The sequence below is a fragment of the Acidovorax sp. sic0104 genome (assembly GCF_019219095.1).
In the GTDB taxonomy this organism is placed as follows: domain Bacteria; phylum Pseudomonadota; class Gammaproteobacteria; order Burkholderiales; family Burkholderiaceae_C; genus Acidovorax.
In genome coordinates this window covers 48746-73974 of record NZ_JAHUWH010000019.1, presented here as the reverse complement: position 1 = coordinate 73974, position 25229 = coordinate 48746, and the positions used below count along the sequence as shown (strand labels likewise).

The 25229-nt window shown below is 69.2% G+C and carries 24 protein-coding genes; 8 read left to right on the top strand and 16 right to left on the bottom strand.

The window, feature by feature from the left end; all coding sequences use genetic code 11:
* Positions 1–2 precede the first annotated feature (2 nt).
* Entirely contained in the window at positions 3–494 is a 492-nt protein-coding gene (locus tag KW835_RS23050; protein WP_218386732.1) for a glutaredoxin family protein, read from the bottom strand.
* 244 nt (positions 495–738) lie between these two features.
* Between KW835_RS23050 and KW835_RS23045 the strand changes: the two genes are divergently transcribed.
* The 3 genes from KW835_RS23045 to KW835_RS23035 are packed head-to-tail and all read left to right on the top strand — an operon-like array spanning position 739 to position 2997.
* Positions 739–1197, top strand: coding sequence for a thioesterase family protein (locus tag KW835_RS23045; protein WP_218386777.1), 459 nt, complete (start codon positions 739–741; stop codon positions 1195–1197).
* A 47-nt stretch (positions 1198–1244) separates the two neighbouring features.
* Positions 1245–2525, top strand: coding sequence for a class I SAM-dependent RNA methyltransferase (locus tag KW835_RS23040; protein ID WP_218386730.1), 1281 nt, complete (start codon positions 1245–1247; stop codon positions 2523–2525).
* The gene (locus KW835_RS23035; RefSeq protein WP_218386729.1) at positions 2515–2997 is read left to right on the top strand and encodes a putative toxin-antitoxin system toxin component, PIN family; all 483 of its coding nucleotides are present in this window, start codon (positions 2515–2517) and stop codon (positions 2995–2997) included. Before KW835_RS23040 ends, KW835_RS23035 begins: the two co-directional genes overlap by 11 nt.
* A gap of 94 nt (positions 2998–3091) precedes the next feature.
* Here the strand turns inward: KW835_RS23035 and KW835_RS23030 are convergent, their stop codons facing one another.
* The 3 genes from KW835_RS23030 to KW835_RS23020 all read right to left on the bottom strand — a co-directional run bounded on the left by KW835_RS23030 (position 3092) and on the right by KW835_RS23020 (position 7735).
* Positions 3092–4843, bottom strand: coding sequence for an ABC transporter ATP-binding protein/permease (locus tag KW835_RS23030; protein ID WP_218386775.1), 1752 nt, complete (start codon positions 4841–4843; stop codon positions 3092–3094).
* Between the two features lie 316 nt (positions 4844–5159).
* Complete coding sequence (locus KW835_RS23025) at positions 5160–5993, bottom strand: hypothetical protein (protein WP_255593850.1); 834 nt, start codon at positions 5991–5993, stop codon at positions 5160–5162.
* On the bottom strand, positions 5990–7735 hold the full coding sequence (locus KW835_RS23020) for an FMN-binding glutamate synthase family protein (protein ID WP_218386727.1): 1746 nt from the start codon (positions 7733–7735) through the stop codon (positions 5990–5992). The genes KW835_RS23025 and KW835_RS23020 overlap by 4 nt, the downstream gene beginning before the upstream one ends.
* A 135-nt stretch (positions 7736–7870) precedes the next feature.
* On the opposite strand from KW835_RS23020, the gene KW835_RS23015 reads away from it, so the two are divergent.
* Together KW835_RS23015 and KW835_RS23010 are read left to right on the top strand one after the other, a co-directional pair.
* On the top strand, positions 7871–8695 hold the full coding sequence (locus KW835_RS23015; RefSeq protein ID WP_218386725.1) for a UPF0149 family protein: 825 nt from the start codon (positions 7871–7873) through the stop codon (positions 8693–8695).
* A 114-nt stretch (positions 8696–8809) separates the two neighbouring features.
* Complete coding sequence (locus KW835_RS23010) at positions 8810–10300, top strand: SulP family inorganic anion transporter (RefSeq protein ID WP_218386723.1); 1491 nt, start codon at positions 8810–8812, stop codon at positions 10298–10300.
* Positions 10301–10382: 82 nt separating this feature from the next.
* Here KW835_RS23010 and KW835_RS23005 read toward each other — a convergent pair whose 3' ends face one another.
* From KW835_RS23005 to KW835_RS22990, 4 genes are all read right to left on the bottom strand, one after another.
* Positions 10383–10910 (bottom strand): CinA family protein, encoded by a 528-nt coding sequence (locus KW835_RS23005; protein WP_218386721.1) that lies wholly within the window; start codon positions 10908–10910, stop codon positions 10383–10385.
* A gap of 107 nt (positions 10911–11017) precedes the next feature.
* Entirely contained in the window at positions 11018–11536 is a 519-nt protein-coding gene (locus KW835_RS23000) for a phosphatidylglycerophosphatase A (RefSeq protein ID WP_218386719.1), read from the bottom strand.
* A 117-nt stretch (positions 11537–11653) separates the two neighbouring features.
* A complete protein-coding gene (locus KW835_RS22995; protein ID WP_255593856.1) occupies positions 11654–13291 on the bottom strand; it encodes a DUF4139 domain-containing protein in 1638 nt (545 codons plus the stop codon).
* A 192-nt stretch (positions 13292–13483) separates the two neighbouring features.
* Positions 13484–14368 carry a LysR family transcriptional regulator gene (locus KW835_RS22990; protein ID WP_218386718.1) on the bottom strand — a complete coding sequence of 295 codons (885 nt, stop codon included), beginning with the start codon at positions 14366–14368 and terminating at the stop codon, positions 13484–13486.
* A 130-nt stretch (positions 14369–14498) separates the two neighbouring features.
* Between KW835_RS22990 and KW835_RS22985 the strand changes: the two genes are divergently transcribed.
* Together KW835_RS22985 and KW835_RS22980 are read left to right on the top strand one after the other, a co-directional pair.
* The gene (locus tag KW835_RS22985) at positions 14499–15560 is read left to right on the top strand and encodes an NAD-dependent epimerase/dehydratase family protein (protein ID WP_218386716.1); all 1062 of its coding nucleotides are present in this window, start codon (positions 14499–14501) and stop codon (positions 15558–15560) included.
* A gap of 65 nt (positions 15561–15625) precedes the next feature.
* Complete coding sequence (locus tag KW835_RS22980; protein ID WP_218386714.1) at positions 15626–16807, top strand: twin-arginine translocation pathway signal protein; 1182 nt, start codon at positions 15626–15628, stop codon at positions 16805–16807.
* 152 nt (positions 16808–16959) lie between these two features.
* Here KW835_RS22980 and KW835_RS22975 read toward each other — a convergent pair whose 3' ends face one another.
* Positions 16960–18753, bottom strand: coding sequence for a pectate lyase (locus KW835_RS22975; protein WP_255593849.1), 1794 nt, complete (start codon positions 18751–18753; stop codon positions 16960–16962).
* A 420-nt stretch (positions 18754–19173) separates the two neighbouring features.
* Here KW835_RS22975 and KW835_RS22970 point away from each other — a divergent pair, with 420 nt between their 5' ends.
* On the top strand, positions 19174–20148 hold the full coding sequence (locus KW835_RS22970; RefSeq protein WP_218386712.1) for a TRAP transporter substrate-binding protein: 975 nt from the start codon (positions 19174–19176) through the stop codon (positions 20146–20148).
* 21 nt (positions 20149–20169) lie between these two features.
* On the opposite strand, the gene KW835_RS22965 is transcribed toward KW835_RS22970, so the two are convergent.
* The 7 genes from KW835_RS22965 to KW835_RS22935 all read right to left on the bottom strand — a co-directional run bounded on the left by KW835_RS22965 (position 20170) and on the right by KW835_RS22935 (position 25180).
* Complete coding sequence (locus tag KW835_RS22965) at positions 20170–20523, bottom strand: hypothetical protein (RefSeq protein ID WP_218386710.1); 354 nt, start codon at positions 20521–20523, stop codon at positions 20170–20172.
* Positions 20524–20632: 109 nt separating this feature from the next.
* Positions 20633–21181 carry an RNA polymerase sigma factor gene (locus KW835_RS22960; RefSeq protein ID WP_218386709.1) on the bottom strand — a complete coding sequence of 183 codons (549 nt, stop codon included), beginning with the start codon at positions 21179–21181 and terminating at the stop codon, positions 20633–20635.
* A 31-nt stretch (positions 21182–21212) separates the two neighbouring features.
* Entirely contained in the window at positions 21213–21416 is a 204-nt protein-coding gene (locus tag KW835_RS22955; RefSeq protein ID WP_218386707.1) for a DUF2892 domain-containing protein, read from the bottom strand.
* Positions 21417–21575: 159 nt separating this feature from the next.
* Positions 21576–22559, bottom strand: coding sequence for a thiamine-phosphate kinase (thiL, locus tag KW835_RS22950; protein WP_218386706.1), 984 nt, complete (start codon positions 22557–22559; stop codon positions 21576–21578).
* A complete protein-coding gene (locus tag KW835_RS22945) occupies positions 22552–22698 on the bottom strand; it encodes a hypothetical protein (RefSeq protein ID WP_218386704.1) in 147 nt (48 codons plus the stop codon). Before KW835_RS22945 ends, thiL begins: the two co-directional genes overlap by 8 nt.
* Positions 22699–22802: 104 nt before the next feature.
* Entirely contained in the window at positions 22803–23927 is a 1125-nt protein-coding gene (locus tag KW835_RS22940; protein WP_218386703.1) for a YbdK family carboxylate-amine ligase, read from the bottom strand.
* Positions 23924–25180, bottom strand: a complete 1257-nt coding sequence (locus KW835_RS22935; protein ID WP_218386701.1) for a cation:proton antiporter — start codon at positions 25178–25180, stop codon at positions 23924–23926. The genes KW835_RS22940 and KW835_RS22935 overlap by 4 nt, the downstream gene beginning before the upstream one ends.
* Between the last annotated feature and the right edge of the window lie 49 nt (positions 25181–25229).

The window sequence follows — 25229 nt, the reverse complement described above, 5'->3', positions numbered from 1 at the left end:
TTCTATTTGGTGGCCACAAACACCGCGTCGTAGGCCTGGGCCGTGAAGCCATTGATCCGCTTGCCTTGCGTGAGCAGCACGGGCACGCCACGTCCGCCGATCTGGGTGAACGCTGCCTTTCCTGCCGGGGTATCGATGTCCAGCTCGCGGTAGGCAATGCCTTTGCGGCCCAGGTAGGCCTTGGCTGCCTTGCAGTAGCCGCACCAGGTGGCCATGTAGAGCACCACCTCTCCACGCGGGGCGGCCGCAGTCTGCGCCTGTGCAGCGGCAGCGCTGGATGCGGGCTGGGGCGCGGCGCCCGGCACCACGCTGACCGGCAGGTTGTCCAGCTTCAGCGCCTTGTCCACGCCCGCGCCCGTGGGCGGCTTGTCGCTGTAGACCACCCTGCCGTCCGTGCCCACTGACTTGTAGAGCGTCTGGGCGCCTGTCGAGGGCGCGCACAGCGCCATTGCCATTGCAAGGGCGGCAGCCGCGCTACAGCGAAAGAGGCTCATGGAGGGGCTCCGTTAAAATCCGATGCCTGCGAGCATAAGAGACAGCGTGCCTGCTGTCTGCAAGATGGCCCTGCGGTGCCCCGCCATTGCGCTGCCGTCCAGGCGCGACCCGCTTCGCTGCCGGCCCGACGGCGCGTGCTGCCGCAGGCGAATTGCGCTCACGCGGTGAGCCCTGCCACAGCGGTGGCGCCACCGTGGTGCCGTGATGATCGTTGTCCCCGTTCCCACCTTCACCGTCCGTCCCATGGCCCGCATCGTCTTCGACCTCCCCGCTCAGTTCGGTTTTTCCACCGAGCTGCAGATCTACATCAGCCATGTGAACCAGGGCGGGCACCTGGACAACGCGCAGCTGCTGAGCCTGGTGTCCGAAGCGCGCGTGCGATTTTTCCAGTCGCTCGGCTATCCGGAGGCGGACGTGGGCGGGCTGTCCATCGTGGTGGGTGACATCGTGGCGCAGTACAAGTCCGAGGGTTTTCACGGCGAGACCCTGCGTGTGGAGATGGCGCCGATGGATTTCAACCGCTATGGCTTCGACCTCGTGTACCGCATGACGGAGAAGACCACGGGCCGCGAGGTGGCGCGCGGCAAGATCGGCATCGTCTTCATCGGGCGCAGCGACCGCAAGGTGGCGGGCATTCCAGAATCCATCCGGCAGTTGCTGCTCCAGCGCGCGCCCACAAGTGCCGCTGCCCCGGCGGCCTGAGATCATCAACATCGACATGTTCTCAGGCGTATCCTCCAGCCAGTCCTATGAACCAACTACAACTTTTCCTTCCTTGCGCCGCGGGCGTCGAGGGCTATCTGGCCGACGAGGTGCACGCCATCACGGGCCTTACCGGGCAGGACCTGCTGGTCGGGCGCGGCGGCGTGCTGCTGCGCGCCTCCTGGCGCGATGCGCTGCTGCTGAACCTGCACAGCCGGCTGGCCCAGCGCGTGCTGGTGCAACTGGCGCACCGTCCCTACCGCTCTGAAAACGACCTGTACGCCGCCGCGAGCGATGTGGCCTGGGAGATCTGGTTCACCACGCGCCAGACCTTCAAGGTAGAGGTCACAGCCCAGCACAGCCCGCTGACCAGCCTGAACTTCGCGGGCCTGAAGGTCAAGGACGCGGTGGCCGATCGCTTTCGCGCCAAGAGCGGCGTGCGGCCCGATGTGAACACCCAGTGGCCGGACGTGCGCATCCACCTGCACCTGACCACCGACGAGGCCACGATCTACATCGACACCTCCGGCGAGCCGCTGTTCAAGCGCGGCTGGCGCGAGGACAAGGGCGACGCACCGCTCAAGGAAACCCTGGCCGCAGCCATGATCGCCGCGAGCGGCTGGGACCCTCTGGGCGACAACCCCCAGCCGCTGTACGACCCCTGCTGCGGCAGCGGCACCATCGCCATCGAGGCCGCGCAGATCGCCTGCCGCATCCCGGCCGGCATGGGGCGGCGCTTTGCGTTCGAGAAGCTGCTGCCGTTCCAGGCACATGTCTGGTCTGCTATCAAATCAGAAGCCAATGGCGCAATACAGACAAGCGCTGTCCCCATATTTGGCAGTGATGTGGCCTTCCGCATGGTCGATTTTGCTGTGCGCAATGCCGAGCGTGCCGGCGTGGCCGATGCGGTGCAGCTGCGCGGCGGCGACGCCCTGCAGCGCATGCCCCCCTGCGAGCAGCCGGGCGTGATGCTGCTCAACCCGCCCTACGGTGAGCGGATCGCTGCGGCGGGCACGGCGGGGCGCAGTGCGGGCGAGCGCATGGGCCAGGTCGAACGCGTCGGGCGCGAGACGGCGCAGACCGAAGACGGCGGAGAGTTCTTCAGCCAGCTGGCCGCGCACTGGAAGAAGAACTACAGCGGCTGGACGGCCTGGATGCTCACGCCCGACCTGAAGCTGCCCGGCAAGATGCGCCTGAAGGAATCGCGCCGCGTGCCGATGTGGAACGGCCCCATCGAGTGCCGCATGTTCCGCTTCGACATGATCAAGGGCGCCGTGCGCGAGCGCGCCGCCAAGCCTGGCGAACCCGGCCCGCGCGATGCGGGTTGAGCTGCCCCTGCCGGCCGAGGCTGCCGCGGGCGAGCCCGCGCGCCCCGTGGTGGTGGACACCAATGTGGCGCTCGACCTGCTCATCTTCTCGGACCCCGCCACCGTGCCGCTGCGCACGCTGCTTGAAGCCAGGCGCCTGGACTGGATCGCCACGCAGGTGATGCGCGACGAACTCGAACGCGTGCTGGCCTATCCCCACATCGTCTCGCGCATGGACTACTACCGTGTGGATGCCGCGCAGGTGTTGGCGGCGTTCGACGCGCAGGTGCGCCTGGTGGACATCGCCACGCCCGTGCGCTACGTGTGCAAGGACACGGACGACCAGAAGTTCATCGACCTGGCCGCCGCGCACCGCGCCATCCTGCTCTCCAAGGACAAGGCCGTGATCTGCATGAGGAAGCGGTTGCTGACGCTGGATGCGCACGTGGCCACGGCGCTGGTGCTCGTGCAGCCCGAGGCCGCAGCTGCCTGATACCCGTTTGTCTTCGGCAACACCAAGCAAAGCGGTTCGCGCCGCATGAAAGCGGCGCGGTGACGCCGTGCCTTAGCCGTGCCTTCGCCGTGCCTTATGCCGCGAACTGAAAGTCGCTCGCAGCGTGGAGCTGCCAAGTCCCATCGCCCTTGAGCTCCAGCACATGGCTGTGGTGCTGCAGCACGGCGGGCCGGTGGGCAATGCTCACCAGCGTGGTGCCGCTGGCGCGCAGGCGCTCGTACAGCGCCGCTTCGTTGGCGCTGTCCAGCGCGCTGGTCGCTTCGTCCAGGATCACGATGCGCGGCTGGCGGGCCAGCACGCGCGCGAACGCCAGGCGCTGCTGCTCGCCGGTGGACAGCAGCTTCTCCCAATCGTGCGAGGCATCGAGCCCGCCCACGCGTTCTGCCAGCGATTCCAGGCGCACGGCCTCCAACAGCTGCAGCAGCTGCTCGTCGCTGAGCTCTGACTCCCGGCTGGGGTAGATGATCTGGCTGCGCAGCGTGTCCTGCTGCATGTAGGGGCGCTGCGGCAGGAAGAACATGTCCGTGAGCGGGGGGCTTTGCACGGCACCGGTGCCGCTGCGCCACAGCCCGGCCATGGCGCGCAACAGCGAGCTCTTTCCGCAGCCGCTCGGACCGGTGATCAGCAGGGCATCGCCCGGCTGCAGCGACACGCACAGGTCCTGCACGAGCAGTCGGCCGAATTGCGGCGTGTGCAGCGTGAGGCCTTCGATGGCCAGCGTATCGCCCTCGCGCGCAGCGATCTGCGGCGACGGCGCGGCGTCACCGGCGTCCACGGGCAGGGCCTTGCCCGTGGCAGGCACCGCAGAGGGCTTGGGAGGCCCGGCCTGCTCAGCCCAGGGAGTCGGCGCTTCGGGCGTTTTGAGCGCGACCTTCGACAGCGCGTGCAGCCGGTCGATGCCTGCTACAAAGCGGCTCAGACTCTCGAAGTTATCCACGATCAGCGAGACAGCCGCCAGCACCGCAGCAAATGCGCCCGCCGCCTGGATGGCGCGGCCCACTTCCATCTCGCCCGACAGCACGCCGTTGGCCAGGATGATCGCCGGCAGCACCAGCGTGAGCTGGCTGAACGCGCGCTGGTACAGGTTGAGCGCGCGCTGCTTCTTGATGAGCCGGCCGAAGTTGTTGAACGCGGCTTCAAAGCGGCGGTTGAGCTGGGCCCGCTCCTGCGGTTCGCCCCGGTAGAACGCGATGGACTCGGCGTTCTCGCGCAGCCGCATCAGGCCGAAGCGGAAGTCTGCCTCGCGCCGGATCTGCCAGAAGTTGAGCCGGATCAGCGGCGCTCCGAAGAAGTACAGCGCGCCGAACGTGCCGAGCAGCGCATACACCGCCAGAAACGCCACCAGCGTGTGCGAGATGGACCACAGCACGGCGCTGAACGCCACCAGTTGCATCAGCGACCCAAGAAAGATCAGCAGGAAGTGCGTGGAGCGCCCGGTGAAGGTGTTGATGTCTTCGCTGATGCGCTGGTCCGGGTTGTCGATTTCGCTGCCCGTGCCGATCTCGTAGTACTTGCGCTCGCCCAGGTAACCGTCCAGGAAGCGGTGCGTGAGCCAGCGCCGCCAGTGGTTCGAGAAAGCGTCGCGCATGAAGTAGTAGAAGGCATACACCGGCACGGCGAACGCGAGCACCAGCAAAGTGCCGCGCACCGCACCCCAGAACCTGTCGGCCTGCTTGGCGGCCAGGGCGGATGTCAGCTCCCCGCTCTTGTCGACCAGCATCACCGCCAGCTGGGTTTCCAGCACCATCAGCCCGATCAGCAGCGCAAGCAAACCCCAGGCGGTGCGTTTCTTGTCGCCCGTCCAGTAGGGGCGGGCCACGCTCATGAACTGTTTCCAGGCGGACCAGGACAGCGTGGGGGGGCGGCGGCGTTTTTTCTTGGCAGGCTGGGGCGTGGCTGAAGGGACGGCAGTCGGGTCAGGCAGGGCGGTGGCGATGGAAGCGGCGGAGGCAGGCTGTGGCATGGGCAAGGGTCTGAGAAGCGTGGTGCGAAACACCTGCCTGCACGATAGGTTGCAGACACCCGTGGTGCTGTCAGCCAATGCCTACCTGGCAGTACAGCGGCTTGCGCGACCTGTCCGAGCAGCGCGATCTGCGCCCTCCCGTGAGCGGGCAGGTCTCAGCCCTGCCCAAAGATGACGCTCAGGGCCGCAGCAGGTCGTACGCCGCCCGCACGCGCTGCAGGTCGCGCCCCAGCCGGCGGCTGGCCGGCAGCAGGCGCATCCAGCGCATGCGGCGCAGGCTGGCGGCCAGCACGGCCTGCATGTCGGGGCTGCCCTGTGCGGCCCACACCGCCCAGCGTGCGCGCGCCGCTGGCAGCAGGCCACCCTGGTGCAGGTAGATGGCGGTGGAATGCGCATAGCACAGCGCATCGCGCGCATGGCACAGCGCCAGCGGCAGCACGGCGGCCGGGTCGTCCTCGAAGTCGATGCAGACCACAGCGCCGCTCGGGTCGCGCACCATGTTGCGGGCGAAGGCCTGGCTCAGGCAGGCGCCCTGTCGGTGCACATGGGTCAGAGCATCGAGGCCCTGCTGCCACAGCGCCAGAACGGCGGCGGGGTCGCCCGCCCGCAGGGTGCGATCGATCGCATTGCCCAGCGAATGGGCCTCCTCGCCCACGCGGCCCAGGTGGCGCATGGCAAAGCCGTTCGGCTGCACCGCCAGCACCTCGGGCACGCGCACGCCGCGCGCCGCCAGGTCGGCCAGGCGCCGCACTTCGGTGGCGATGGCCGCCTCTCCGCCCGGGTTGGGCACGGGGCGCAGCACCGGCAGGCGCAGCAGGCCCGCCAGAACCGCCATGGCGCGGTAGCGGCCCACGCCGTGGGGTGCGCCGGCGCGCTTGACCCAGACCTGCTCGTGACCCAGCACGTGGGTCATCACGTTGTGGGGCTGCGTGGCCAGTTGTTGCCGCAGGAAGGCGTCGTAGTCCGTGCGTGCTTCGGGGAAAAGGGCAAGGGGGCTCTCCATGCGCGTCATACGGCCGCGTCTCCCGTGGCGGCCGCAGCCTGCGTCACGGCCACGGCGGCCTGGGCGATCTCCACATGGTGCGGCACCGAGGGCTCTAGCTGCGGCTCGCGCGCGGCGAAGCTGTGGGCATTGGCCAGCGGCCAGTACAGGCGAAAGACGTTGTGCTGTGCCTCGAGCGGGCCCAGCAGCGCGCCCGGCTGCATGCGCGTGATGAGGTTGGACAGCAGGCGCACCTCGGTGTCCGTGATGCGGCGCACGATGTGGTGCGCGGTGATGTCCTTGGGATGGGTGAGGCCGGCTGCCTGCACCAGCTCCTGCAGCGCGTGCAGCGTGCTGTGGTGAAACTGCGCCACGCGCGCGGCCTTGTCGGGCACCACCAGGGCCTGCTGGCGCAGCGGATCCTGCGTGGTCACGCCCGTGGGGCAATGGCCGGTGTGGCAGCTTTGCGCCTGGATGCAGCCCAGTGCCATCATGAAGCCGCGCCCCGCGTTGCACCAGTCGGCCCCGAGCGCCATCATGCGCGCGATGTCGAACGCGCTGATCACCTTGCCCGCGCAGCCGATGCGCACGCGATCGCGCAGGTTCACACCCACCAGCGTGTTGTGCACCAGCAGCAGGCCCTCCTGCAGCGGCGCGCCCACGTGGTCGCTGAACTCCACGGGCGCGGCGCCCGTGCCGCCTTCGGCGCCATCGACCACGATAAAGTCGGGCGTGATGCCGGTGACGAGCATGGCCTTGACGATGGCGAACCACTCCCAGGGGTGGCCCAGGCAGAACTTGAAGCCCGTGGGCTTGCCGCCCGAGAGTGTGCGCAGCTTCGCGATGAACTGCATCATCTCGACCGGCGTGCGAAAGGCGCTGTGGCTGGCGGGCGAGATACAGGCCTCGCCCTGCACCACGCCGCGCGCCGCCGCGATCTCGGCCGTGACCTTGGCGCCGGGCAGCACGCCGCCGTGGCCCGGCTTGGCGCCCTGGCTGAGTTTCAGCTCGATCATTTTCACCTGCGGGTCGGTGGCGTTGGCGGTAAAGCGCTCTTCGCTGAAGCTGCCGTCGCTGTTGCGGCAGCCGAAGTAGCCCGAGCCGATCTCCCAGATCAGGTCGCCGCCGTGCACGCGGTGGTGCTGGCTGATGCTGCCCTCGCCCGTGTCATGCGCGAAGCCGCCTTTCTTCGCCCCCTGGTTCAGCGCCAGGATGGCGTTGGCCGACAGCGCGCCAAAGCTCATGGCCGAGATATTGAATACGCTGGCTTGGTAGGGCTTGGTGCAGGGCGCCACCGACTGCGAGGGCGCGTCCGGGCTGCCGCCGATCCACACGCGGAAGTCGTGCGAGGGCAGCTGTGTGGGCGCGAGCGAGTGGTTCACCCATTCGTAGCCGTGCGCGCCCACGTCCAGGTGCGTGCCGAAGGGCCGGTTGTCCGGGTCGCCCTTGGCGCGCTGGTAGACCAGCGAGCGCTGGGCGCGCGAGAAGGGCGCGGCCTCGCTGTCGCTCTCGATGAAATACTGGCGCACCTCGGGCCGGATGTACTCGAGCATGAAGCGCAGGTGGCCGATGACCGGGTAGTTGCGCAGGATGGCGTGGCGCGTCTGCTGCAGGTCGTACACGCCCAGGGCCACCAGGGCCGCGAACACCAGCACCACGGGCAGGCCCGCGCTGAACGCGACCAGCGTGAACAGCGACAGCAGCAGGCCGAACACGCTGAGCGCGAAGGCGGTGTAGCGCACCGGGTACAGGGAGTTGAGCTGGTGGATCATGGGGTGTGGGACTTTCTTGTGGACTGCGGCCGGGCGTACACTGGCCGCCTTTCACGCAGGCACCCCGCCCGGGCGCCACCCATCATAGAAGTAAAAGATTGTTGTGGCCGCCGCGCGGTGGCCGGAGTTTTCCCCATGACAGACGCACCAGCCACCTCTGCAATTCCCCCGGGCCTCGGCCCCGACGAGCTTGAGGAGATCGACAACATCCTCGACGACCTGCGCTCGCGCGGCGAGGAAATCCCGCAGTGGGAGTTCTGCGACGGCTTTCTCGCTGCGGTGGTCTGCAGCCGCCGGCCCATCGCGCCCGCCGAATACCTGCCCATGCTGCTGGGCGACGGCGCCGAGCTGGATGTGGCCGAAGGCGAGCCGCTGCCGCTGCTGCCCGCGTTTGCCGACGCCGCGCAGCAGGCCCGCTTCCTGGAGCTGTGGGAGCGTCGCTGGAACGAGGTGGTGGCCCAGCTCGACGCCAAGGTCGAGTCGCTGGACGACGAGCGCACCTACCAGCCCGAAGCCATGGACATGCGCGGAGCGGTGGCCAGCCTGACCGACGAGCAGCGCGCCGAGATGGGTGACGACCAGGAGATCCCGTCCTTCGGCCAGGTCTGGGCGCTGGGCTTCATGTTCGCGGTGGAGAACTGGCCCGAGGACTGGGCCGCCCCGCGCGACAAGGACGCCGCCCGCTGGCTCGACGACGCGCTGGACAGCATCGTGGCCCTGACCGAGGACGACACCGGCAAGCCCGAGGTCTGCATGTACGACGAGGACGGCCCGCCCAGCACCAGCCAGGCGCGCGTGGAAGCCTTCGGCGAGGCCATCTGGGCCGTGTACGACCTGCGCCAGGTGTGGAAGAGCCTGGGTCCGCGCGTGGAGACCTTGCGCAAGGCCCCCGAACCCGGCCGCAACGACCCTTGCCACTGCGGCAGCGGCAAGAAGTACAAGAAGTGCCACGGGGCGTGAGCCCTGTTTTGCTATTGATTTGATAGCTTTTGCCGCTTGCTGGATGGGCGGTACAGGCCGTTTTTTGCTTGAATGTTCATGTCGCGCCCCCGGGGCGCGATGTTTTTTTGCCGTATGAATTCCGTTTTTCTCACCCGCCTGCGCGCCGAATGGGCGCCCAGCGTTCCGCGCGAACTGCTGGCGGGCGCCGTCGCCACGTTTGCGCTCATCCCCGAGGTCATCGCTTTCTCGTTCGTGGCGGGTGTCGATCCGTCGGTGGGGCTGTTCGCCTCGTTTGTCATCAGCCTGGTGATCGCTTTTGTGGGTGGCCGTCCTGCCATGGTGTCTGCGGCCGCGGGCTCGGTGGCGCTGGTCGCGGCGCCGCTGGTGCAGTCGCACGGACTTGGCTACCTGCTGGCGGCGGGGCTGCTGGCGGGCGCGGTGCAGGTTGTCTTCGGCCTGCTCAAGCTGGGGGTGCTGATGCGCTTTGTCTCCAGCTCGGTGCGCACGGGCTTCGTCAATGCGCTGGCGGTGCTGATCTTTGCCGCGCAACTGCCGCACCTGCAGGGCCAGGGCGTGGCCACGTGGGCCATGCTGGCACTCGGGCTGGCCATCATCTACGGCCTGCCGTGGCTGGGCGGCGTGCTGCGGCTGCCCGCGCTCAGCGCCGTGCCGTCCCCGCTGATCTGTGTGGTGGCACTGACCCTGCTGGCGCAAAGCCTGGGCGTGCAACTGCCGACGGTGGCGGACCTGGGCAAGCTGCCGGACTCTCTGCCCGTGTTCGGCTGGCCCGGCGTGCCGCTGTCACTCGACACGCTGCGCATCATCCTGCTGCCCGCGCTGGCCATCGCGATGGTGGGCCTGCTCGAGTCGGTGCTCACGGCCGCCGTCGTCGATGAGATGACCGGCACCCCGAGCGACAAGAACCGCGAATGCGCGGGCCTGGGCGCGGCCAACATCGCCGCGAGCCTGTTTGGAGGCATCGCGGGGTGCGGAATGATCGGCCAGGCCGTGGGCAACGTGAAGTACGGCGGGCGCGGGCGGCTGTCCACGCTGTTCGCAGGCGTTTTCCTGCTCATCCTCATGGTGGTGCTCAAGGACTGGGTGTCCAGGGTGCCGGTGATCTCCCTCGTGGCCATCATGGTCATGGTGTCGGCATCGACCTTCGACTGGAAGTCGCTGTCCGCGCTGGTGCGCCACCCGCGCCTGTCCAGCGCCGTGATGGCGGCCACCGTGGTGGTCACCATCGCGACCCACAACCTGGCGGCGGGGGTGGGCGTGGGCGTGCTGCTCAGCGGCGTGTTCTTCGCGTTCAAGGTCTCGCGCATGCTCGACGTGCAGGTGCACGACGAAGGGGGGGCCGCCGGTGCGCGCACATGGCGTGTCGCGGGCCAGGTGTTCTTTGCTTCGGCCGATGCTTTCGTCGAGGCGTTCGACGTGCTGGGCGCCGAGGGCCGCGCGGTGGTCATCGACGTCACGCACGCCCACTTCTGGGACATCACGGCCGTGGCCGCGCTCGACAAGGTGGTGCAGCGTCTGCGCCACCACGGCTGCACGGTGCAGGTGCTGGGGCTGAACCAGGCGAGCGCGGTGCTGATCGACCGGATGGGGGTTGAGCGGGGCTGAGAGCCGCCGTGCAGGGCAGCAGCCTGCCGAATCTTTCAGCACCTTGCCGCATGCGCGCCAGCGCCTGGTGCCCCGGGAGTTGTCAGGCCAGCAGGTGTGCCAGCAGCCGCTGCAGCGCGTAGCGCAGCGTGGCCGCGCGCACGGTGCCCCGGTCGCCCGGAAAATGCTGCACCTCGCTGTGGGTCTCGCCGCCCACGCACCACGCGAACCATACGGTGCCCACCGGCTTGTCGTCACTGCCGCCCGTCGGGCCGGCCACGCCGGTCACGGCCAGGCTGACCTGGGCCTGCGAGTGGGTGAGCGCGCCGTCGGCCATGGCGCGTGCCACCGCTTCGCTCACGGCGCCGTGCTGCTCGATGAGCGCGGCGGGCACGCCCAGCATGTCGGACTTGGCCGCGTTGGAGTAGGTGACGAAGCCGCGCTCGAACCACTGGCTCGAGCCTGAGAGGTCGGTACAGGCTGCGGCAACCATGCCGCCGGTGCAGCTCTCGGCGGTGGCCAGCATGTGGCGGTGCTGCAGCAGGTGCAGCGAGATCTGCGTCAGATTGGCTTCCAGCGCAGCACTGTCAAGCGCTATCAGCTCACTTTTTGATAGTGACGTCATGGTCATCGGAGTCTCCGCAGCGCCTGTCGGCAAGCCCCCAAGGCTGCCACAAACTTCTGGCGCGGTACAGGTGCAGGATCAGGCCACGGTGCCTGCCGGCACCGCGCCGCCGTTCACCAGAAGAGGAAACGCCACAGCGCGATGACCAGCAGTGTGCAGAAAGCCGCCACGAAGTCGTCCCACAGGATGCCCCAGCCGCCGCGCCAGCCGAAGCCCTTGAACAGGCCGTCGGCCCAGCCTACGGGCCCGGGCTTGGCCGCGTCGAAGAAGCGGAACAGCGCGAACGCCGTGAGCTGGCCCCAGAAACCCATGGGCATGGCCAGCCACAGCACGAGCCAGAAGGCGACGATCTCGTCCCACACGATGCTGCCCGGGTCGGCCACGCGCAGTTGGCGCGCGGCGGTGGTGCAGGCCCACCAGCCCACCAGCGTGCCCCCGGCGATGAGCAGGCCCATGCGCCACGGCGTCATCCACTGCTGCAGTACCAGGAAGGCCAGCCAGGCCCACAGCGTGCCCACGGTGCCCGGCGCCTTGCGCGAGAGGCCCGCGCCAAAGCCGAGCGCGATGAAGTGGGCCGGGTGGGCGAGCAGGAAGCGCACGGTGGGGCGCAGGGCGTCGGGGGCGGAGGGCATGTCGGGGTCAGAAAGAAAAAGGGCAGGCCCGTCATGGCGCCTGCCCTTGGATTGTCGCCCAGCGGGGCAGGTGGGCCCGGCGGGTGGTTCGATGGTGCGCCTGCTGTATCTGCCGCGTTACTGCCGTTCCTGCAACTGGATATCCTTGGGGTAGCGGATGGTGTGCTCCGCACTGAACTGCGCCGTGGCGCCGGCCGCCAGGCTCTGCTGCCAGGCCACGGTACCGGGCGAGCGGTCCCACGCCAGGTCGGCGGGTTGGGGCTGGTAACGCGACTCCACCTCGATCTTCTCGTTGCGCGACACCGGCGCCGCGTGCAGCACCTGCAGCGTGATGGCGGTCTTGTGGCGGTTGTCCACGCTGTAGGCGCGCCGTGTCTTGCGCTCCGTGCGCGAGCCGGTGAAGCCCGTGCTGCCGGTCAGGTCCTGCACCGCCTCGGCGCGCACCGTGACCAGCTCATCGCGGCCGAACGACAGGTTGGTGCTGCCCGCTGGCGTACCGGCACTGGCGCTGGCGAAGTCGATGCGCCCCGTGCCCACGAAAGCGCCGTCACGGTACAGCCCCACCGCGCCTGCCGGCCACACGCCCGCGGGCTGCGCCATCTGCGCGATGAGATAGGCCGCTTCTTCCACCGCTGGCGCAGTGCGCGTGATCAGCGTGGCGGTGGCCGTCTGGCTGCCCAGCGCCAGCGTCACGCGCTGGCCGTTGGACGGCACGGTGATGCGCTGCGGCACGGCGAACTCGGTGGCGAAGCCCTTGTCGATGGAGCTCACATCGAAGCTGGGCATGGCTTCTTCGGCCATGCGCGAGCGTGCGAGCGGGGCGGGGGAGGCTGGTGGCGCGGGCGCTGCCATGGCCATGGCAGGCGCAGCCGCGACGGGCTGCGGCGGCGGCGCCACGTCCAGCGTCCACGCGCGTGGCAGTCGGCCCTGCGTGGCGCGGCCGGGCTGGCCGGTGGACAGCGTCAGCTGCACGCCGCTCCAGTCCTCGCCGCTGTTTTGCGCCACCAGTGCCTGGCGCTCCAGCAGCACGGTGGAGTTGGCGCTGTCCAGCGTTGCGCGGTAGGTGGGCTGCCAGCCGGGCCCGCGCACCTGGTAGGACAGGCGCAATTCGGCGTCACGCTCGGCCGCCAGGTTGATGCTCACCGTGACCACGCGCGCGCGTTGGCCGGCCACACGGTCGCGCTCGGCCACCAGGGGTTTCAGCGCGAGTTCCAGCGCCTCCTGCTTGCGCTTGAGCTGGTGCGCGCGGGTGAACGCGTCCTGCCCGGACTTGCGCAGCACCTCGGCCGTGGCCGTGATCTGGGCGGGCGTGGGGCTGGCGGTGCGGCCGGCGGCGGCGGTAGTGGGCGGCGTGGCGGCGTCATCTCCCGCTACGATGCCGCCCACGCCGGCCACGCCGCGCAGGTATCCGTCCACCAGTTGCAGCGCCGACGACTCGGCCTTCACGCCCGCGATCTGGTCTTCCAGTTCGCGGATGCGGCCATCCAGCGGGCTGGCGCAGGCTGCGGCCACATCGCGGTCTTCGGTGAGCACGTTGAATTCGCCCACGCGCACGGCCGGGTCCGCGCTGATCTGCAGGCTTTGCGCGTCGATGGATGCGGGCAGGCAGCCAAGGGTCAGGCTGCGCGCGCCGGCCGGCACACGGGCCACACGCTCCACAGTGGCGCTGCCGGGGTACACGGTGACGCGGGCGATACGCGACGCGGCGCCCGCCTCAGCGGCGGGCCGGGCTTCCTGGGCCTGCGCGCCGGCCATGGTGGCGCACCACAGTGCTAAGCCACCCAGCGACAGCGGAGCGACGGTGCGCAGAACGGAGCGGGAGTGGGGCATGCGGCTCATGCAGATCCTTGGGCAATGGCAAGAGGGGTGGGGGGGAACATCCGGCCCGCATGCTAGCAGTCCGACACCAGGCCCTGCACCGCCCAGGGCAGGCCGCTGGGCCGGGCGTCACAGCGCCTGCGGAACCTCCTGCGCCAGGAAGTCATACACCGCGCGGATCTTGCGACTGGTGCGGATCTCGCGGTGCACGGTGAGCCAGACGGGCAGTTCCGGCAGCGCCAGCGTGGGCAGCACGGGCACCACGTTCGGGTCCGTGCGGGCCATGTAGGCGCCGACGAAGCCCACGCCCAGGCCTGCGCGCACGGCCTCCCAGCAGGCGATCAGGTCGTCGGTGCGAAAGGCAAAGCGCTGGCGGTCCACCGGGTAGCCCATGGCGGCAAAGCCTTGCTGGATGTCCTCGTGCCGGTCGTTGCCGATCAGCTCGTGCTGCAGCAGGTCCGACGGCTGGCGGGGCGTGCCCTTGCGCCGCAGGTAGTCGCGGTGGGCGTAGGCCCCCAGTTTCACCGCGCCGATGCGCTTGGCGACCAGGCTGGCCTGGTCCGGGCGCACCATGCGCAGCGCGATGTCGGCCTCGCGGCGCAGCAGGTTGGTCACCTCGTTGCTGGAGACCAGCTCCACCTGCACCTCGGGCAGCGCCTGGCGCATGCGCGCGAGCACCGGCGGGAGCAGCACGCAGGCCACGGGCTGGCTGGCGGTGATGCGCACAGTGCCGCTCACGCCGCCGTCGGCGCCCGACACGCTGCGCGCCAGCTGGTGGGCGCCCGCCTCCATGGCGCGGGCTGAATCGGCCAGCTGCAGTGCCATGGCCGTGGGCTGCAGGCCGCGCCCGGTGCGCTCGAACAGCACCACGCCCAGTTGCGACTCCAGCTCGGCGATGTGGCGGCCGATGGTGGGCTGGCTGGCATGGAGCACGCGGGCGGCGCCCAGCAGGCTGCCCTGGTCCAGCGCGGCCAGGAAGGACTGCACCAGGCTCCAGTCGAAGGTCTGATTCATGGCGGTAGCGTGCTCCGGTCGTGCGTTGTTGTGCTATTCAAAAATGAATTGCTGGTATGGAAAGTTAAGCAATTGTGTGGTTGGCCGCGCGTTTCCACAATCCGCTCATTCCTTCTTTTTGGAGACCGCGATGAACCGCACCATCACAGATTTGCCCGCCCCCGCCACGCCAGCCGCTGCCTCCGATGGAGCGCCTACCGTGCTGATCCTCGGGGCGCGCGGCCGGTTCGGGCTGGCTGCGGCGCGGGCCTTTGCCCAGGCCGGCTGGCAGGTGCTGGCGCAGGTGCGGCCCGGTGCGGGCGGCCCGGCGCTGCCCGCCATCGGCGGTGTGTGGTGGCTGCCTGTGGCGGTGCACGATACGGCGGCGCTGGTGCGCCAGGCGCAGGGCGCGCAGGTGGTGGTGCATGCGCTCAGCCCGGCCTACACCGACCAGGCATGGCGCACCGAGGCGCCAGCGCTGCTGGACGCGGCCATCGCCGCCACGCGGGAGCTGGGCGCCACGATCATGCTGCCTGGCAACGTCTACAACTTTGGAGAGGGCATGCCGCCCGTGCTGCGCGAAGACACGCCCCAGGCGGCCACCGGCGTCAAGGGCCGCGTGCGCATGGGGCTGGAGCAGCGCCTGGCCGCCGCCACGCGGGACGGGCGCATGCGGGCCGTGGTGGTGCGAGCGGGCGACTTCTTCGGCAGCGGCGCGAGTGGCTGGCTCGACCAGGTCATCGCCAAGGACCTGCACCGGGGCCGCATCACCTGGCCCGGCGCGCTCGACGTTGCCACGCCCTGGGCCTACCTGCCCGACCTGGCGGCCGCCTTCGTGCGCGTGGCGCAGCAGCGCCACCGCCTGGCAGCGTTCGACTGTCTGCATTTCCAGGGCCATACGGTGAGCGCACAGGCCTGGCTGCGCAGCCTCTCCGCGGTCGCCGCAGAGCGCGGCTGGCCCCCCGATTCCGGCGCGCTGCGCGTCGTGCGCCTGAACTGGACGCTGATGCGCGTGGCCGGCCTGTTCATGCCCATGCTGGCGGCGCTGGCGGCCATGCGCTATCTGCGCGACCAGTCGCACCGGCTGGACAACACCCGCCTGCGGGCGCTGATCGGCGACGAGCCGCACACGCCGTTCGACCAGGCGGCGCGCCAGGCGCTGGCCGACCTGGGCCTGGGCGGGCAGCCATTGCCGCGCGCCGCGCTGGCCTGACGCGTGCCCCCGTTCTTTTCCATGTTGTTGGCAACGCACCGGCCGCAGGGCCAGAAGGAATCGCCATGAACCGTCGCAATTTCATCCGCCTGGCCGGCGGTGGCACCGTCGCCGCCGCCACGGCCGGCACCCTGGCCGCCTGTGGCATCTACGGCCCCCACTACCCGGCCGAAGCGGTCGAGGCCTGGCAGGGCCCGGTGGGCGAGACCGATCTGCGCCGCCGCGCCGTGGCCTACGCCATCACCGCGCCCAACCCGCACAACCTGCAGCCCTGGGTGGCGGACCTGCGCGAAGAGGGCGTGATCACCCTGCGCACCGACCGCGAGCGCGTGCTGCCGCACACCGACCCGCTGGGGCGCCAGATCCTGATCGGCCACGGTGCCTTCCTGGAGCTGCTGGTGCTGGCCCTCGCTCAGCAGGGCGTCGGCAGCGAGGTGCAGTTGTGGCCGCAGGGCCCGCTGCCCGCAGCGCTGGCGGATTGGGACGAGCGACCGGTGGCGCGTGTCACCTTGAAGCCCGCGGGCCGGTCAGACCCGCTGTTCGCCCACGTGCTGCAGCGCCACACACCCAAGAGCGATTTCGACACGGCCCGCTCCGTGGCGCCCGACGTGCTGGCTGCTCTGCTGGCCGGGCAGCGGTCCGGCACGGCGCTGCAGGTGGGTGGAACGGTGGAGGAGGCGCGCCTGCAGCCGCTGCGCACGCTGTGCTGGGAGTCGGCCCAGGTGGAGCTGCTGACCCCGCGCACGATGATGGAGAGCATCCACCTCACGCGCGTGGGCCCTGCGGAGATCCTGCGCCACCGCGACGGCATCTCGCTCAACGCGCCGTTCGTGCGCGCCGTGGCCGCTTTGGGCATGTTTGACCGCTCCGCCCCGCCCGCCGAAGGCAGCGCGGCCTACAAGAGTGCGATGGGCCGCTTCGAGGGCCACAGCCGCACGGCGATGGGCTTTGTGTGGATCACTGGCGGCAACACGCGCGCCGATCAGGTGGAGTCCGGCCGCGCCTACGTGCGTCTGCAACTGCAGGCCACGGCGCTGGGCGTGGGCATGCACCCCATGAGCCAGGCGTTGCAGGAGTTCGCCGAGATGGCGCCGCACTACGAGCGCGTGCACCAGTTGGTGCTGGGACGGCCGGCGCCGCGCGCGCCGCAGGATGCGACGGTGCAGATGTTCTGCCGCATCGGCTACCCGCAGGATGAGGTGCCCGCCACGCCGCGCCGGCCGCTGTCGCAGTTCGTGCGGGCGTGATGCGGGGCGGGTTTGAGGTGCCGGGAAGCTGGGGGAAGCTCACAGAATAGGCGCTTCATTCAGCAAACCGTTCGGGCTGAGCCCTTCGACGTGCTCAGGACAGGCTCAGCGTGAACAGGTGAGGTTCTACCAGCCCATCGAGACCATCGGTATCAGGCCACGGGCGCCACGAACGCGATCAGCCGCCCCATGCGCCGTATCCATTCGGCCGTGACGATGAACTGGGGCTTGTCCTTCTTCACATACGGCGGCACCTCGGGCGGGTTGTCGGCCGGGTAGGGGGAGGTGTCGTACACATCGCCCACGTGCTTGCTGCGGTAGGCCGTGCCCGTGTAGGGGGCGGTGGGGCCGTCGTTCTGGTAGGGGTTCACGATCTCGGGCACGGGTGACGTCCAGTAGTTGCGGGTGCCCAGCTCGGCGAGCAGGGTGGCGACTTCGCTCTCGGGCACGGCGGGCGTGGCCATCACCGCGCCGGTGAACAGGTCCGGAAAGTCCACCTCGCGGATGGAGAAGTACCTGGGCAGCGAGCGGCCGCCGCCCGTGACCTTCAGGGGCGAGCGCGCGGCCATCTCTGCCACGGCGGCGTCGGTCATGCCTGCGAGCTTGGCGTACGTGGCCTCCAGCCCGGCGATGTCGATGGCCCGGCCCGCCGAGTAGTGGCTCACCGTGTTGGTGTAGTTCTTGTCGTAGTAGTAGGCCCCGTTGTGGATGTTCGAGCCGTAGCGGTGCACGTACAGGCCGTCGTTGGTGCCCAGCTCGACGAAGGTGGGGTGGGTGCGGCCGCCGGCGAGCAGCGGGTTCACCGTGGCGGCATCGGCCGGCAGCGGGCAGCTCTTGAGCCACGCAATCGCCTCGGGCAGGCGTGCCAGGTACTTGCGGTCGCCCGTGAGCTGGAAGTAGTTGAACATCTGGCGGATGTTGGTCTGCGTGGTGTGCGTGGCGAGCGACCGGGGCTCGTAGCTGCGCGCGCCGGCGGGCGAGCCCGCAGGGCGTCCATCCTTCTCGCGCGAGAGGTGCTGCAGGCCCCAGCCGGCCTGCGCTCCGGGCTGCTGCATGAGGCGCATGCATTCCATCGCGCGGGTGATGTGGGGCAGCAGGCGCGTCTCGCCGAGCGCCATCACGCACAGCGTGAGGAACTTGATGTTCTCGCCCATCACGTCGTCGTTGAAGGTCACGTGCAGCGTGTAGTCGCCGTCGTCCATACCCGCCTTGGCCCCTGCGGGCAGCTGCGATGCATTGGGCAGCGGCATGCTGCTGACCGCACCGGGGAAGTGCGGAAAGCGCTGCGGCCAGCCGCCCCCGGCCACGCCATACTCGGGGCCGAACTGCGCGTTGACCACGAAGTCGATGGCCTTCTGCACTGCCGGCAGGTAGCGGGCCTCGCGCTTTTCGAGGTACATGCGCAGCAGGAACTGCGAGGCCACGGCCGTGCCCGCGTCGTCGAACGTGGCGTTGCCGTAGTAGTGCTGGAACTCTTCGAGCCGCCAGCCGTTCTTGCCGATGGTGTCGTACCACTTTTTCAGCGACGCCTCGCCCGCGAAGTCGTGGATGTAGTTCCAGCCACCCGAGCTGTGCTGCGCGGCCATGATGGCCGTGGCGGTGCGCTCGGCCGCGCGCCAGTGGCGCTCGTCGCCGGTGGCGTGGTACGCATCCAGGTACACGTGGCCCACCGACGGCGTGCCCGGCGGCTGGATCCAGCACATGGTGCGGTACGCCTCCATCTCGCCGAAGGTCTGCCGGAGGTCCGGAGAGTACGACCACACGTAGCCGCCCTGGTAGGACACGGTGTCGTCCATGTAGTGCGTGGCGCGTTTCAGGGCATCGGCCGCGTCGGCCCGGGGGCCGGGCGGAAAGGTGGGCGCGGGGTCGTCGCTGCCGCCGCAGGCGCTCAGCAGCAGGGGGGCCAGGGCACTCAGGGTGAAGTCTCTGCGCTTCATCGTCAGCATGGGATGTCTCCTCGTTGGATGGCAAGGGGTCTGGAAGGGGCCGAAGCGGTCGCGCCTGCTGCCAGCCAGGCGGCACGGCCCCAGGCTGTACAGCGTAATGACAGATGACGTCGTACAACTTGGCGCGGATTTTGGGCGTGTGATTTGGCGCTGGGACTGGCGTTAACCCCAATCGGCCTCTGGCGGCTACCGCTGCAGAATCGGGCGCGAGAGTTCGGTGGGAACCCAGCTGAAATGCCTTGGAGTCCGCATGAAATCTCAGATTTCGGGTTCTGCGGATGGCCCTGTCGATGGCGCTCAACTGCGCCGCGGTACATGCCGAAGCAACCCGATCCACACTCTAAAAATTTGTGATTATTTGTATGACGTCAGATGATGACGTTAACAATGCACACACAACAACAGGATGGAGGGACAGGCATGCACAAGGGATTGAAAGCCGGGTGTCTGGTGGCGGCAGCATTGCTGTGCGGGGGCGCGGCATGGGGGCAGACCAAGCTGCGCGCATGGAACATCCACCCCGACGGCTACCCCGTCACCGAGGCCATGAAGAGCTTCGCGCAGCAGGTGGGCAAGGCCACGCAGGGCCGCTACCAGATCGAGGTTTTTTCCAACGCTACTTTGGGCGATCAACCCAAGGCGGTGCAGATGCTCAAGAGCGGCGAGATCGACATCGCCGAGTTCAGCTCGGGCCCGCTGTCCGATGCGGTGCCCGGCATCAAGGTGCTGAACCTGCCCTTCCTCTTCACCGACTCGGCCCACATGTTCCGCCACCTGGACGGGGCCCTGGGCCAGCGCTTTGCCGCCAACCTGCAGTCGGCCGGCTTCGTGGTGCTGGGCTGGTATGACGGCGGCGGGCGCTCGTTCTACTGTGCCAACCGCGCGCCGGCCACCATCCGCGACCTGGCGGGTGCGTCCATCCGCGTGCAGCAGTCCGAGATCTACATCGAAATGGTCAAGCTGCTTGACGCCAAGCCCGTGGCGCTGCCCTTCAAGGAGGTGCTGGGCGGCTTCGAGAAGGGGGCCATCGACTGCGCCGAGAACAACATGCCCTCGTACGAGTCCACCGGCCACTACCGGCTGGCCAAGAGCGTGTATGTGACCAACCATGTGATCTCGCCCGAGGCACTGGTCGTGTCCACGGCGCTGTGGGCCAAGCTCTCGGCCGAGGACCGCAAGGCATTTGCCGACGCGGGTGCGCAGTCGGCCCTGCTGATGCGCGAGTTGTGGAACAAGCGCGTGGCCCAGGCGCTGGAGACCACCGCCAGGCAGGGCGCGCAGTTCGTGCGCGTGAAGGACGTCTCGCCCTTCGTGCGGCGCATGGCGCCGCTCTACACCAAGTACATGACCGACCCCACCACGCGGGAGGAGCTGCTGACCATCATCGCCAAGTAGGCGGTGCGCTGGCGCGAACGCTCAGGCCGGAAAGGCCGGGCCGTGCGGCTGCAGGCACATCGGCCGTTCATCGAACGCCAGCCAGCCCAGGGTGTCGCACAGCACCTGCACCCACGCCGTGTAGTCGGTGCGCAGCGAGCAGTGCATGGCGAGGGGCCCTTCGGACACATCGTCGGGCAGGTGGAATTCCACCCCGTGGCCCAGCACCGTGGCGTGGCCCCAGGTGGGCAGGGCCCATTCCAGGCCCGGCACCATCTGCGCGAGCGAGGCCTTGATGTGGTCGATGTCGCGCAGCACCAGCACCGTGTCGGGCGAGAGTTCGTCGGTGGACAGCGGCAGGCGCGCAGGCTGGAAGAACAGGTAGGTATAAGCCATGGGCCGCGATGTTGCACCTTGTTGCACCGGCCGCCCACAGGCACGCGGCGCGCTGCGTGAACTAATGCGCAGTCGGCCCGACTGTCTGCAGTGCGGGCCGGGGCGCGGCTCAGCCCGGGGCCGGCGCCGACGGCTGCAGGTACTCCCGCACGAGGGCCCTGGCGCGGTGCAGACGGCTCTTGGCGGCCTCGCGCGTGGTGCCCAGGCGCGTGGCCATCTCCTCGATGGTCAGCTCCTCGAAGTCGCGCATCAGGAGCGCATCGCGGTAGATGGGCGGCAGCGAGTCGATGGCCAGGGCCAGGTCGTGGCGCAGTTCGTGGTCGGGCCTGTGCGACCAGGCCAGGTGGTCTTCGACCTGCGCCAGCGGCTCACCCTTGAGCCAGGCCAGCATGGGCCGCATGCACAGCCGCTGCACGATGCGCACCACCCAGCCGCCGAAGGCAGCCACCTCGCGCAGCGCGCCCACGCGGCGGTACACGATGATCAGCGCCTCCTGCACCACGTCGTCGGTGGCCGTGGTGGCCGCGCAGTGGCGCAGCGCGTAGCGGCGGATGTCGGGGCGCGCCAGGGCCAGCAGCTGTTCCATGGCCTGCGCGTCGCCGTCGCGGGCGGCGGGCAGCAGCTGGGCGAGCGTGCGGGGCGGGTTGGCGGTGCTCATGGCAGGCTGTGGTGTCTGAGGTGTCGCCGCATCACTCCACCGGCTTGCGCCCGACCAGCGCGCAGGCGGGGCAGTAGCCGAAAGCGCCGCTGAGCACGCTGCCCACGCCCGATGCCACGAGCACCAGGCCCATGGGCGATGCGCCTTGCCACCACAGGCCGACGGCGACGAGGGCGATGCCGCCGACGATGCGCAGCAGGCTTTCGGGGCGGGTGATGTTCTTGCGGTACAGCATGGTGAAAAGCTCCTGGGAATCTGGGTGGATGGACAGCGAGGCGCACCCGTTGCGCACCTCACCACCAAGAGCCGGCGGATTCCGCAAAGGATTCATGGGTCGTGAAAATAATTTTTGGGCAGGGCCTGGATGCCGCGCTCCGCGGCCCCCTGCCAAGCCTCACTGAAAGTGGTCGAACGAGGCATACCGGTTGGCCAGCGGCTGGCCGCTGCCATCGACCAGCGCCAGGCCGGGCTCGGCCACCACCGTGCCGATGCGCGTCACCGCAGTGCCGCTGGCGGCGGCGGCCGCCGCCACCGCAGCGCGCTGCCCGGGCGGTGCCGTGAAGGCCAGTTCGTAGTCGTCGCCGCCCGACAAGGTGCAGCGGCGCGCCAGTTCGGCATCCAATGTGCCGCTGGCGCTACATGAATAAGCGCTGGCAGCTATCAAACTAATAGCAATTTCTGCATTGATCACCGCCCCCGCGCCCGACGCCTTGAGGATGTGCGACACATCGCCCACCAGCCCGTCGCTCAGGTCCATGGCGCTGCTGGCAATGCCGCGCAGCTGCAAGCCAAGGGCGACGCGCGGCGTGGGGCGCTCCAGCCGCTGGCGGGCGTGGGCCAGTACCTCGGCGGGCAGCGTGATGCGGCCCAGCAGCGCCTCCAGCGCCAGCCGTGCATCGCCCAGCGTGCCGCTCACGTAGAGGTCGTCGCCGGGCCGCGCGCCGCTGCGCAGCAGGGCCCGGCCAGGGGGCACTTCGCCGAACACGGTGATGCAGATGTTGAGCGGGCCCTGCGTGGTGTCGCCGCCCACCAGCTCGCAGCCGTGCGCATCGGCCAGCCGCCACATCCCGCGCGCGAAGCCGGCCAGCCACGGTTCGTCCACGCGCGGCAGCGACAGCGCCAGGGTGAAGGCCAGCGGCCGTGCGCCGCAGGCCGCCAGGTCCGACAGGTTCACCGCCAGCGCCTTGTGGCCCAGCGCCTCGGGGTCCACGTCGGCGAAGAAGTGGCGGCCCTCCACCAGCATGTCGCTGGAGATGGCCAATTGCATGCCGGGGGCGGGCGCGAGCAGCGCGCAGTCGTCGCCCACGCCCAGCACTGCAGCGCCATCGGGGCGCACGGAGCGCGTGAAGTACCGGGCGATCAGGTCGAACTCACCCATGGCGTCCGTCGATGGTCAAAGGATGTGCGAAAGGCATCCAGCCCATGAGGGCCGAGCGCTCGGGCGCAGTGGCAGAGCGTGACCCCAGTTCGGCCACGCGGGCAAACGGGTGCAGGTCTTCAAGGCGGATGTCGCGCATCGGGCAATGGTAACGGTGGCGCTGCCCGCGCGGGACCGGGGCTACGGCGGCGTCACGCGCTGGCGCGTCGGCCGGTGTTGCCGGCGTGACGTGCCGCAGGACGCTCAGGCGAGCGTGCCGCGAAAGCGCTGCGCGGCCTGGCGGCTGACCTCGGCCAGCAACTGCTCTTCGCGCTGGCGCTCGCGCAGCCAGCGCGCATCGTTCTGGCTGGCTTCCACCTCGGTGCGCAGCATGTGCATGGCGCTGGCCGAGCCCTGCATGGCCGCGTGGCTCGCGATCTTGTCCATGGTCTTGAGGATGTGCTCGCGCAGCGGCATGTGGTCGCCCGTGGACGGGTCCACATAGACCGCGTCCATGCCGAAGCGGCAGGCCTGGAAGCGGTTGTACGTGTAGACCAGGTAGTCGTCCTCGGCGGGCATGAACGGCTGGTCTGCCAGGAACCAGGCACCGAGCGACTGCACGTAGCCTGCGAGCGCCGCGGCGCGCTCGATGGTCAGCGGCGTGTCGAACACGCGGATCTCGATGGTGCCGAACTCGGGCTTGGGCCGGATGTCCCAGTAGAAGTCCTTCATGCTCTTGACGACGCCGGTGCGCGTCATCTTGTCGAAGTAGGCAGTGAAGTCTTCCCAGGTGAGCGCCAGCGGCGCGCGGCCCGAGAGCGGGAAGGCGAACACCGAGTTCAGGCGCGCGGAGTCGAACGCCGTGTCCTGACCCTGCACGTAGGGGCTTGATGCCGACAGGGCGATGAAATGCGGGATGTAGCGCGACATGCGGTGCAGCATGAGCAGGGCGGCGTTGGCATCCGGGCAGCCGATGTGCACGTGCTGGCCGAAGATGGTGAACTGCTTGGACAGGTAGCCGTACAGCTCGGACAGCTCGCGAAAGCGGGGCTTGTCGTAGATGCGCCGCTCGTGCCACTGCTGGAAGGGGTGCGTGCCGCCGCCCACCACGGCGATATTGAGCTTGTCAGCGCTCTTGACCAGAGCATCGCGTATCGGCGTGAGCTGACCCAGCACCTCGCTGCTCGAATGGCAGATGCCGGTGGAGATCTCGATCATGCTGTTGGTCATCTCGGGCACCACGCTGCCGGGCAGCGGGGTCTTGTGCATGAGGCGCAGCATGTCCTCGGCGTAGGGCGCGAGGTCGTAGTCGTTGGTGTTGACGAGTTGCAGTTCCAGCTCGACACCCAGGGTCAGCGGTTCGGAATGGTTGAAGGCTTCTAAGCTCACGATTGCGACTCTCCGTTTTGGCTGCGTGCTGTCAGGGTTGCCCAGGGCTTGGAGCTTTCGCCTGCACGGTAGATGGCCACGGTGGCGATCACGGCGCCCAGCACTTCCATCAGCAGGATGGCGGGCAGGGCGACGCCAGCGATCACGTGGCCGGTGGAGGGCGAAGCCAGAACGAACTGCGAGGCGATGAGCAGCGCGATGGAGGACATCGGCGTCATCGCGCAGCCCACCCACAGCGCCTGCTTCCAACTGGCGCCGCTGCCCACGTTGCCCAGCGCCACGCCCGAGGCCTTGGCCACCAGGCGCACGGCGATCAGCGCCAGCACCACGCCCGCCACCGGGGCGCTCCAGTCGGCCTGAGCGGCCACGGTGGAGACCAGCACGAACATCAGCATGGTGAGCAGCGACGAGGCATTGCCCAACTGGCGTGGCCAGGCCCAGGGCCGGGGGTTGAGCTGCTTGAGCAGCATGCCGCCCAGCAGCGCGGCCAGCGGCGCCGAGCCGCCCATGTGAGCAGCCACCGCGGTCCCGGCGGCCACGAGGGCCAGGAACAGCATGGAAGTGTTCTCGCTCGTGGGGCTCATCACGCGCAGGGCCATGCGCAACACCAGCGCCAGCACGGCGGCCACCACGATGGAAACCCCCAGCACCACCACGACGGGCGACATGGTCTCCAGAAGCGTCAGGCCCTGGCGGTTGATGAGTTCGGCCTTGGCACTGCCCAGCGTCAGCGCGTACAGCGTGGAGAGCGTCGTCAGCACGATGGCGCGCTCCGTCACCGGGCCGGCGGCGCGGGTGTCGGCGACCACGCGGGTCAGCACGGCAGGCGAGGCGGCCAGCGCCACCAGGGCCAGCGGCCCGGCCACCTGCGTGGGCAGGTTGAGCCACACCAGCACCCAGTACACCGCGAAGTAGGTAAACACTGATTCCGCAACGCTCTGCACCAGCACCATCGGGTTGTGGCGGAACCACCGCAGCGGAATGCGCCCGCCGCACTCGAACAGCACGATGGCGATACCGAGCTCCAGCAGGAACAAGCCGATGCCCTGCAGCGGCCACACGGCGCCGCTGAAGCCCGCCAGGCCCGCCGCTGTGCCCACGAGCGAGTAGCCCAGCACCTTGGGCAGGCCGGTGTGGCGCTGGGTGAGATAGCCTGCCATGGCCGCCACTGCCAGAAGCAGTGACCACTGGACCGTGGGCAACCCGGCCGAGGGGCGCAGCCACTGCGCCCAGAAGGTCAGGATTTCATTCATGTCTGGAACCTCTGCGTCAGGCGGGGACGGACCCCACCGGGAGTGATGA